This is a genomic window from Pseudomonas oryzihabitans, assembly GCF_007665395.1.
In the GTDB taxonomy this organism is placed as follows: Bacteria; Pseudomonadota; Gammaproteobacteria; order Pseudomonadales; family Pseudomonadaceae; genus Chryseomonas; species Chryseomonas psychrotolerans_C.
The window spans coordinates 95,002-104,135 of the sequence record NZ_VDND01000015.1; the positions used below are offsets into that span (position 1 = coordinate 95,002).

Sequence of the window (9,134 nt, forward strand, 5' to 3'; positions counted from 1 at the left end):
TTGTGCTGCTAACCCATTAGGAATGGGTGGTGGTCAGTTTGTAGAACCAAGCTTCAGAAGTATCCGTGTCGCCGGTAGAAGCCCCAGGCACTACATCGTTGTAGACACCCGCCTTGAAGTAGAACTCGGTATTCGGGTTCTGAGCCACCCACAGCGAGAGGTCTCCAGAGAAGGTTCTCCGGTCACCATTTACCTCGAAATAGGCAGACAGCTGGCCCGAAGAATTGACCTTGGCGTAGTACTGGATTCGAGCACCCTTTGCTACGCCAGACATCAGCGTGCTGTTCGCCGTAGCCGTATTAGCATCAGGGTTCGCCCGAAACGATACGATCAGATTTCGAGTTCCTTTCCCGTCGTCTTCACATTTGAACTTTAGCAGCGGGTTTTTGCCGTCTTCGACATGGATTTGACCGATGAAGGCGCCACCTTTGCCGTCAGAATCCGGAAGATCCTTTACTACAAGGGACGCGCCGATCGAATGAGTACCGCCAGTAGCCTTCCAGTTTTGCTCAGCGCTGCCATCCGCCGTGTACTCCCGCAGCTCGCTACGAGTCTTTTCAGACAGTGTAGTGGTGGCACCAGCGACCGGAGCGATGAGCTTCACGTAGCTATCAGTGATTAGAAAGTACTTCGGGATATCGAGCGTCGGCAGCTCAGACGGCTTGTAAGTCTTGGCTTTCTTAGTGTTGTCATCGATTTGAGGAGTGGTCAGGCTCCAGTGAAGATCAAAGGGTGCAGTAGCCATCTGGTGTTACCTCGTTGCTTGATGAGTAGGTTGTGCAGCTTGGGCTGCTCTCATGTCGCTCAGAGGCGATTGCTCGAGGCTCTTGGCCTTCACATGATTCAACGTCCCGCAGCGGGAGCATTTGATCTGGAGCTCGGTGAACTCACCCACGCGGGCGAGTAGTCGGTTGCACTGTCCACAACGGCAATCTTTCAACATGGTCTGCAAAGCCTCGGTCTGCTAGGCTCCGCCACGCTCGCGCGAGCAGGGGGCCTTGGCTGGCTTGCAGGCATACTCTGCAGGTTAGTGTCCGCTGTCGGTGCTCGTAACACCGTCAGCGGTCGCTCTCTTTTTTCCTCCAGATACGCAAAAGCCCCGAACATTGTCGGGGCTTTTGTTTTTGAAGCCGATAAATCAATCGGTTGATACGACGAGCTTCAGTCCCTCTGCATCTCATTAGCGATCCACTCTTCAGTTGCCCGCGTGGTTTCGCACTGCAGTTGATAAAGAGTGCGCTCCGCCGCTTCGCACTCTGACCGCAGACGCTGGATAGGCCCCTGCTGCTGATGAACCTGCTTCAGAAGCTCTGTGACTCTTTCGTGCAGCCTTTCAGACTGATTGCTCACACTCTGCTCCAGATACGAAAAACCCCGGCGCGCTGGCCGGGGTCTTGGTCTTCTCCATCACGCTGACGGACGGAGTAGATGATGGTGGGAAATTTCGCTCATTCGATCACACTTGTCAAGCGACCTCGTTCAACAACCCCTCCCGCTCCAGTATCTCTGTGACGTGCACCTGTGCCTCGGCCAGCAGGCGCTCCAGCTGCTTGTGGATCTCTCGACGCCATCGGCTGCGCGTTGAGTCTGGCCGGGCCTCAAGGTCCCAGGTGTTCATGTCATACAGCTGATCTTCGAACATCAGCACCTTGGTAGACCGCTTGACCTCTTTCCCGTCCTTGGTCTGCTGGAGACCTTTCATCTTCGGCACCGCCCAGGTTGCGGTCGCCTTCATCACGAACAACTTAGGCGCCGGAGAAGTTACACGGGGATGCAGCCGGCCTATCGCCTGAATGCGGTTGTAGTCATGACTGGAAAACTTTGCCAGCAGCACGTCCCAACATCCGCTGGATAGCTCGCGGTGCAGCAGCGCGTGCAGGCAGCAGTCGAAGTCGAACCGGTCACGGGCCGATAGCATGTCCGCGAAGCCACCCGAAGGCGCATTGGTCACGATCTTCTGCCAGCTCTGCTTGGCCGAGTTGTCGATGCTGTCTGCCGCCAGGGCGCGAACGATGGCCGCCCCTACTCGCTCATAAACGCTCATGCCGCCCCCGGGCCGCTATTCAGACCGAAGATGTCGCGCAAGGCGTCCGTGGCGGCGGCGTTCTTCGAGTTGTCCTGCTGGAGCCAGGCCTTGGCGAACGCCTCGAAACCCAGCGGAGAGGGTGAGCCCATCCAACTAGCCACCAATCGAAGCAACTGGGTCATGGTCTCGAACCCCATCGCCTCATGCGGCAGGCGTTGAGCCAGCACCTGAAGCAGCTTGATCTCGGCTTGGGTCATGGACTTCTTGGGACGTGCGGCCGTAATGCTCGTAACGGTCATGGTCAATCTCCAGTGCGGTGCGAGGCGCCAGGCCCGCGGCGGTTGTTTTCGGAGTAGGTAGGGGTCTGCTTCCGCTGCAGGGTGGCGAGCTGCTGTTCCAGCGCCCGGATCTTTCGGCATAGGGTGAGGGTGACCTCCGGCTCCGGGATGGGCTCGGCGGTGGCCGCCAGCACCCAGCCGGCGCCGTCGCAGGCCGGGCAATCCATCTCGTAGCTGGTGCCGCGGTAGGTCCCGACGCCGTGACATGTCACGCAGCGCGAAATCGGCTGCACCCTCTTGGTCAGGTCGGGCCCGTGCTGCTTTCTGCTCATGCAGCACCTCGCCCGTAGTTACGGCCCTGGAACGGCCGGGAGGCCTCCACCTCCTCCATGGAGGACACAGCGAGCGGCTCGAACTTGCTGAAGCGGCCCAGGAATGCCGTTCGGACGGTGCCCGTCTCGATGTCGCGGCCCTTGCCGATGATGATTTCAGCGATGCCTAAGGCCTCGGTGTCCGGGTGATACACCTCGTCTCGATAGACGAACATGATCATGTCGGCGTCCTGCTCGATAGCGCCTGACTCGCGCAGGTCGGACGGCACCGGGCGCTTGTTCGGGCGCTTCTCGACGTCGCGACTCAACTGACTGAGGATGATCACCGGGCAGCCGAGCTCGCGCGCCATGAGCTTGCAGCCCCTGCTGATCGCACTGACCTGTTGCACCCGGTTGTCGGTGTTGCCGTCGTCATCCACAAGCTGCAGGTAGTCGATCACCACCAGGTCTAGGCCGCTCTGGCGCTTCTTCTTGCGTGCCTCGGCCCGGATGCGGCCCATAGTCAGGCAGGGGCGGTCGGTCATCTTGAGGCCCGAGTCCTTGATCTTGGCGCCAGCGGCGTTCATGCGCATTCCGTTCTCGCCAATGAAGCCGCGGCCAGCCTTGATGTCCTGCAGCGGCACCTTGCCCTCGGCAGCCAGGAAGCGGTCCATCAGCTGGCCGTTGCTCATCTCCAGGCTGACCACCAAGGCGACCTTGCGCTGCCGAATGGCTACGTCTGCCGCGATGTTCATCGCCAAGGTGGTCTTGCCCATGGCTGGGCGGCCGGCGATGACGATCAGTTGCTCCGGGCGCAGGCCCTGCAGTAGCTCGTCCAGATCCGGGATACCAGTGCTCAGCCCCTCAAAGCCGCCTTGCAGCTCCTCGCGGCGTTCGAGTGTCGCCATGTGCTCGCTCAGCACGTCCCATGCGTCAACGATCACCTCGGACGTGGTGTCCGAATCGAGGCCAAGCACCTCAGCCTGAATCGCCGCCACCTTGTCCTCGGTCGGTGCGTTCTGGTGCGCCAGGTCGACAATGCGCTGGCTCAGGCCTAGAAGAGCCCGATCCATGGCGCGCTCCCGCACGATCCGGGCGTACTCCTTCGCATTGGAGGCGGCTGTGACGTTGTGGTGGAGCTGGCCAGTGAAGCCCAGCGCCAGCGTGCCATCGCTCAGCATCCCGATCTTGTCGGCCACGGTGAAGGCGTCCACCGGCTGGCCCTGGCTCTGCATCACCTGAATGGCGCGGAAGACCTCGGCGCAGTCGCGGTCGTAGAAGTCCGAGGCCTTCAGGTCGGCCATCAGCACGTCGATCAGCTCCGGCCGTTGCAGCATGGCGCCCAGGACGTTGTGCTCAGCCTCGAGGCTGAATAGCTCGCGGGTCATGGGGCAGTCCTCCGCTCGGAGTTCCAGGTGAAGCCGATCAGCTCTCCTCCGCCCTGGCGCAGGCGGTCCATGGCGCGAGCGCCGATGTAATCCTGCATACCCTGGCGATCGAGGTTGCTGATGACGATGGTCGGTCGCACGCCCTGATAGCGACGGTCGATAACTTCGTGGAGCAGGGCTACCTCCCAGTCGCTACCCTTGCTGGCGCCCACTTCGTCCACCACCAGCAGGTCGAAGCCGGCCAGCTCGGCCAGGACGTTCTCCTCGGTGAAGGTCGCCGTGCGCGACATGGCCGCCTTAGCCGCCCGGAAGATCGACGATGCCGAAACGATAACGGCCTGGGCCCGGTGCCGACGGATCACCTGCTGCACGACGGCGCTTGCCAGGTGGGTCTTGCCGGTCCCGACGTTGCCCAGCATCAGCAAGCACTGGCCGGCCTGGTAGCGGGCAGGAAACTCGGCGGCGTAAGCCTGGCAGACGGACAGGGCGTGAGCCTGCTCCTTCGAGCGAGCCATGAAGCTGTCGAAGGTGCAGGCCTTGAAGCGCTCAGTGACGCCGCTGCGAATCAGCCGCTCGTTCACGAGAGTCCTCGCAGCCTCGGCCTGAGCGTTGGCGCGCTGGCCACTGGGCACGTCGGCCAGGTTCAAAGCTTGCCACTGACAGCGGCTGCAGCCCTTGGTCCGCGGGGCGCCGTCGAACTGCTCGACCTGCTGGTGGGCATAGCTGCCGTGGTCAGGGCAATGACGCGAGTTGTGATCCACCTGGATGATGGCAGGGGCGCGGGTGAAGATAGGGGCGTGGCTTACCATTGGTTGCCCTCCCCGTACTGGTCAGCAGTGTGCTGGGGAAGATCGCCCAGGCCTGACCGGCGAGCGCCAGCGGCACCTTTGACCACCTCATCCAGCCAGCGCTCTCCGTTCAGCCAGGTTGCGCCGTTCGGGATGTACCGGCCGTTCTCCTTGAGCCAGTCATGGCTGGCCATCTGGTTGCCCAGGGCGGTCATGATCCTGGCGAACAGGTCGGCGTTCGGCTTGAGCTTCGTCCAGGCCTTTAGGGCGTCCTTGCGCTGGACCTTCTTCGGGTACCGGCTCCAGAACTGGGAAAACTGCTCCACTGACTGATCTGCACCAGTCACCTCGGTGACGGTAGTCGGTTCAATGGTGGTTCCCTGATGGTTCAATGACGGATTGGGTGCATGCTGTGCACCCCGCTCTGTCTTGGCGTGCACCCCGTTCTGCTCTGGCGTGCACCCCGTTTCGTCCTGACGTGCACCCCGTGCATGCTGTGCACCCCGTTCGAGGATCACTTCGTAGCAGACGGGCACTCGGTCCTTGCGATCAATATAGGCGGCAGCCACCGCCTGGTTTCCCTTCGCGATCAGGCCGGCGCCTTCCAGATCGCGGAGGCGGTACTGGATAGTGCGAGGCGCCAGGCCGGTGTCGAGGCTGAGGGTGGAAATGGACGGGAAGGCTGCACGTCCGAATTTGTCGGCATAGTTAGCAAGGCACAGCAGGACGTGCCGCGCATGCGGCTCCGTTACGATCTGCTGATCCATCGCCCAGGTCATCGCTTGAACGCTCATACGGCACGCTCCAGCGCCCGCACAGCGCGGCCCATCCGGGCTTTAGCATTCTTCAGCACATCGCGAGCCTTCAGGCGCCGGCGGTGGGCCTTAGCGGTGAAGCGGATCACGCCCTCCCATTCCTCCTTTTCCGGATCGATGCTCCCTTCCGGACGCCCGTAGGCGTCGAAGTAGGTGTCGTACATGCTGCGCAGCTCGCCCCGGGCCGCCCGATAGGCGTTCTCGGCATGGACGACATCGATGGCGGACTGGGCAACGCGGGCGATCAGGTCTTGCTTGGATGCGGTCATACGGCCCCCTTGAGCCGCAGTTGGAAGCGGCCCTGGATGTCTGGGTGTTCGGCTTGGGTAGGGGTGACCATCTGGCAGCCAGCGACGAAGCGCTTGAAGGCCATGGTGACGCTGGTCTTCGCCCAGATCTGGTACTGCGAGCCCTTAGCGTCTTCGTGGCCGTTGCGGACCATTCCCGCCGGGTGCGGCTGGTGCATCCAGTTCTTCAGGACGAAATCAACCACCGGACCGGAAAGGCCATAGCGCTTGCTCATCTCCGCCTTGACGCCAGTAAGCGATAGGCAGTTCTGCGGGCAATGGTCCCAAACGTGGGAGTGGCTCAGATCCTCAATAAGCCGAGCATGGTCGGCCTGGATGCCTTGCACCCGCTCAATCTCCACCTGATGGGCAGCCTGCTGGCGCTCAATGGCAACCAGTTGGTTTGCGCTGGCAGCAATCAGCTCGGCCTGGGTCATCGGCCTGGAATAGCTACCTGTCTTCCGGATGCTGGGCAGTACATCGTGTGTCACCCAGCGTTTGAAGGTCTTGGCCTCTGGCTTCGTGCTGCCGATGACGGCGGCATAAAGACCAGGCTCGTTGATTGTGGTAACGCCTCGGGGTCCAAAACCGCCGATTTGGCGGTTTTGCTTCTCATCGTCGTCGAGCCGGGTCGTCATCTTGTTGGAATCGGAGTAGCCCAGGATCTCAGCCACCTCCATAGCGATGAACCAGGGCTCACCATGCTCGTCAACGATGACGCGCACCTGGCGACCGTTGAAGTCAAAGGGGGTCATGTTCATGCCGGCGCACTCCCGTTCAGCTTCTCGCCTGCCTCAATGCCCGACTCAGCAATCTGCAGGATCAGGTCACCAGGAACGCCCTGCATGTGCAGCTCGGCGGCGAGGTGGAAGAAGAGGCCCGATACGATTTGAACTGGCGCCGCACCGGTTTTAGTAAAGTGCTGCTGGATTGCGGGAGTGACCTTCTCATCGAATAGGCCGGCGAAGTCCTGGAAGGTGCTCATGCTGCACCTCCGGTCTCATCCAGGGCCTGAGATGCGTCCCAGCAGACAGCCTCTGCCGATCCCACGGCATGGCTGATCATCACCAGGCGGCTGAAGAGAGCGCCGTTGGTGATGTTGTCGGCCATGAGTACCGCCAGGTCGCGGTGGGCTGCGTTGAGAAGCTCTGCGGCAGCCGTGAGGGAGGCCCCAGCCGGGGCGCCGAAGGACGTGACAAAAAGACTGGTCCTACCGTTGACCCCGTCGTCGCCAATGTCGAGATGCGTGCCGTTACCCATCAGGCGCTTCATTTCACACCTTCCGCGCGATCGATTGCACGTCGGCAAGAGGTCTGCATAGCGGCTGCCGTCTCGATTAGGAAACCCAAAGCCTCGACTTCGCAGCTGGTTGCGTTGCGCCCTTCCTCGTTATCGTCATCGGCAATCCGGCGGAGCAGTTGGAAGGCGCCATTCAAAGCGCCCTCGACGCGGGCCATGACCTCCGAGACGGGAATGTTTTCCATCACGCACAGGGCCGCGTGGCCGCTGGGAATATCCATAAAAGACACGCTGACGGTTTCAAGTTGCGGAGCGGTGTTGCTGGTGGTATTTTTCATGACGTCCCTTCTCTGGACATGAGTTACCCCTGCGAACTGCTCTAACAGTTCGTTTCGAAGCCCGCCTGCAAGCGGGCTTTGTGCTGTCTGCGGGGTAGAAAACAGACGGCACAGTCTTCAGCTATAGCGGCTAGGGAGGGCTGGTCATTGCCACACCTGCCTTAGCACTGGATGCCCGTACAGACCCATCGGGCCCAGATGTCAATCCGCTATGTTCGGAGCAGAATTTCTCCATCGGCTTGAGCTGTGCTGCCTTTGCTAAGGCAGGGCACAGCTCAGTGGCCAGGACTTCGCCGCCGGTCAACTGCTGCGCCAGCAAAGCGCGAGACGCGGACATGCCGATAGCGCCGCTAGCCCACTGCGAAACTGCGGACTGCGTTACTCCCATGGCGGCTGCTGTGCGCGACTGCCCACCAAAGAAGTCGATGAGCCGCTTGACGTGAATGACCACGGCGAACCTCCGAATAAGTCAACTTATAGGATAAGAGAAGTTTAATTATTTGCAAGCCCCATAAGTCGACTTATAGGATTGATTCCATGGAACTCAAAGATCGCGTCAAGGCGTCGCGTAAGAAGGCTGGCCTCACACAGAAGGCTCTGGCTGAGCGGCTCAAGGTGTCCCAGGTAGCAATCAGCCAGCTGGAAAGCGGCATTGCTCGGACGAGCACGCATCTATTGAAAATCGCCCTGATCTGCAAGGTGAATCCGGTTTGGCTTGCGGAGGGCCGGGGCGAAATGAACATGGCCCTGCAGCAGGATCACGTCGAGCAAGTCGACCTGCAGGCGCCTCAATGGAGGAACGTACCGATCGTGGGAACCGCTCAACTCGGACCCGAGGGGTACTGGCTATCCCTCGGCCCAGGCGACGGCTATGTCTTCGTCCCGACCAATGATCCAGAGGCCTACGCCATCCGCCTGCGCGGTGACTCCATGGCGCCGGCGATTCGCAGCGGCTGGGTGGCCGTGTGCGGACCAGGCAGCGAGCCGGCCGCCGGCGAGTACGTCCACATCCGGCTCAAGAGCGAGTACGACGATGGCGAGAGCATGGTGAAGGAGTTCTTGTACTGCACCGATGACGCCGTGCACGTCTCCTCAGTCAACTCGGCCTACGGCCGGAAGGCGCTCACCTGGGAACAGATCGAGATCATCCACGCGGTGACCATGCTGGTACCGCCAAGCCAGGTCAGGGCCTACTGATCGCAGCAAGCCCGCCACCTCACGGGCTTTTTTGTGCCTAGTTCTTTTGTGCTACCCGTCTCGCCTTGCGAATGCTGCCTTGCTGCACTACTGTACATTTAAACAGTATCACAGTAAGGAGGTATCCCTCGTGTCCAAAGCGAAGTCTGTCAGCTCTAAAGTACTTGTCACCAGCTACGAGCGCCTGGCGCAGCGAGTCAATGCGCAGCTGAGAGAGCCGAAGGCTCAGCTTGCCCAGCGCTGCACGGTCAGGAGGCTTGAGGGCGACTTCGAGGAGGACTGGGAAAAGCTGACCGATGAAGTCCAGGAGTCGGGGATGGTGCAGGTCCGGCAGGATGGGGACGACGTCACCTTCATCTGGAGCCGCCCGACTGGCGACGAGTGATACCCCGAGCCCGCAGCGATGCGGGCTTTTTATCGCCTGCGTGAAAATATATAACTCAGCTTATTGACCAACAGATTAAGTG

At 60.9% G+C, this 9,134-nt stretch carries 16 protein-coding genes; 2 read left to right on the forward strand and 14 right to left on the reverse strand.

What is annotated here, in order from left to right:
* Positions 1-16: 16 nt before the first annotated feature.
* From FSV73_RS23555 to FSV73_RS23620, 14 genes are all read right to left on the reverse strand, one after another.
* Complete coding sequence (locus FSV73_RS23555; RefSeq protein ID WP_145012355.1) at positions 17-745, reverse strand: polysaccharide lyase family 7 protein; 729 nt, start codon at positions 743-745, stop codon at positions 17-19.
* Positions 746-751: 6 nt separating this feature from the next.
* Complete coding sequence (locus tag FSV73_RS23560; protein ID WP_145012452.1) at positions 752-943, reverse strand: Com family DNA-binding transcriptional regulator; 192 nt, start codon at positions 941-943, stop codon at positions 752-754.
* A gap of 522 nt (positions 944-1,465) precedes the next feature.
* Complete coding sequence (locus FSV73_RS23565; protein ID WP_145012358.1) at positions 1,466-2,044, reverse strand: hypothetical protein; 579 nt, start codon at positions 2,042-2,044, stop codon at positions 1,466-1,468.
* Positions 2,041-2,325 carry a hypothetical protein gene (locus FSV73_RS23570; protein ID WP_145012361.1) on the reverse strand — a complete coding sequence of 95 codons (285 nt, stop codon included), beginning with the start codon at positions 2,323-2,325 and terminating at the stop codon, positions 2,041-2,043. The genes FSV73_RS23565 and FSV73_RS23570 overlap by 4 nt, the downstream gene beginning before the upstream one ends.
* A gap of 2 nt (positions 2,326-2,327) precedes the next feature.
* Positions 2,328-2,636 (reverse strand): hypothetical protein, encoded by a 309-nt coding sequence (locus FSV73_RS23575; RefSeq protein ID WP_145012364.1) that lies wholly within the window; start codon positions 2,634-2,636, stop codon positions 2,328-2,330.
* Positions 2,633-4,003 carry a replicative DNA helicase gene (dnaB, locus tag FSV73_RS23580; RefSeq protein ID WP_145012367.1) on the reverse strand — a complete coding sequence of 457 codons (1,371 nt, stop codon included), beginning with the start codon at positions 4,001-4,003 and terminating at the stop codon, positions 2,633-2,635. Before dnaB ends, FSV73_RS23575 begins: the two co-directional genes overlap by 4 nt.
* Positions 4,000-4,812, reverse strand: a complete 813-nt coding sequence (locus FSV73_RS23585; RefSeq protein WP_145012371.1) for an ATP-binding protein — start codon at positions 4,810-4,812, stop codon at positions 4,000-4,002. The genes dnaB and FSV73_RS23585 overlap by 4 nt, the downstream gene beginning before the upstream one ends.
* Positions 4,806-5,585 (reverse strand): helix-turn-helix domain-containing protein, encoded by a 780-nt coding sequence (locus FSV73_RS23590; protein ID WP_145012374.1) that lies wholly within the window; start codon positions 5,583-5,585, stop codon positions 4,806-4,808. The genes FSV73_RS23585 and FSV73_RS23590 overlap by 7 nt, the downstream gene beginning before the upstream one ends.
* A complete protein-coding gene (locus FSV73_RS23595; protein WP_145012377.1) occupies positions 5,582-5,875 on the reverse strand; it encodes a hypothetical protein in 294 nt (97 codons plus the stop codon). The genes FSV73_RS23590 and FSV73_RS23595 overlap by 4 nt, the downstream gene beginning before the upstream one ends.
* On the reverse strand, positions 5,872-6,654 hold the full coding sequence (locus FSV73_RS23600; protein ID WP_145012380.1) for a BRO-N domain-containing protein: 783 nt from the start codon (positions 6,652-6,654) through the stop codon (positions 5,872-5,874). The genes FSV73_RS23595 and FSV73_RS23600 overlap by 4 nt, the downstream gene beginning before the upstream one ends.
* A complete protein-coding gene (locus FSV73_RS23605) occupies positions 6,651-6,878 on the reverse strand; it encodes a hypothetical protein (protein WP_145012383.1) in 228 nt (75 codons plus the stop codon). The genes FSV73_RS23600 and FSV73_RS23605 overlap by 4 nt, the downstream gene beginning before the upstream one ends.
* On the reverse strand, positions 6,875-7,165 hold the full coding sequence (locus tag FSV73_RS23610; RefSeq protein WP_145012386.1) for a hypothetical protein: 291 nt from the start codon (positions 7,163-7,165) through the stop codon (positions 6,875-6,877). The genes FSV73_RS23605 and FSV73_RS23610 overlap by 4 nt, the downstream gene beginning before the upstream one ends.
* On the reverse strand, positions 7,162-7,470 hold the full coding sequence (locus FSV73_RS23615) for a hypothetical protein (RefSeq protein WP_145012389.1): 309 nt from the start codon (positions 7,468-7,470) through the stop codon (positions 7,162-7,164). The genes FSV73_RS23610 and FSV73_RS23615 overlap by 4 nt, the downstream gene beginning before the upstream one ends.
* A 130-nt stretch (positions 7,471-7,600) precedes the next feature.
* On the reverse strand, positions 7,601-7,921 hold the full coding sequence (locus FSV73_RS23620; protein WP_145012392.1) for a transcriptional regulator: 321 nt from the start codon (positions 7,919-7,921) through the stop codon (positions 7,601-7,603).
* Positions 7,922-8,007: 86 nt separating this feature from the next.
* Here FSV73_RS23620 and FSV73_RS23625 point away from each other — a divergent pair, with 86 nt between their 5' ends.
* Complete coding sequence (locus tag FSV73_RS23625; protein WP_145012395.1) at positions 8,008-8,667, forward strand: XRE family transcriptional regulator; 660 nt, start codon at positions 8,008-8,010, stop codon at positions 8,665-8,667.
* Positions 8,668-8,797: 130 nt separating this feature from the next.
* Positions 8,798-9,052, forward strand: a complete 255-nt coding sequence (locus FSV73_RS23630) for a DUF1654 domain-containing protein (RefSeq protein WP_186309322.1) — start codon at positions 8,798-8,800, stop codon at positions 9,050-9,052.
* Positions 9,053-9,134: the final 82 nt, after the last annotated feature.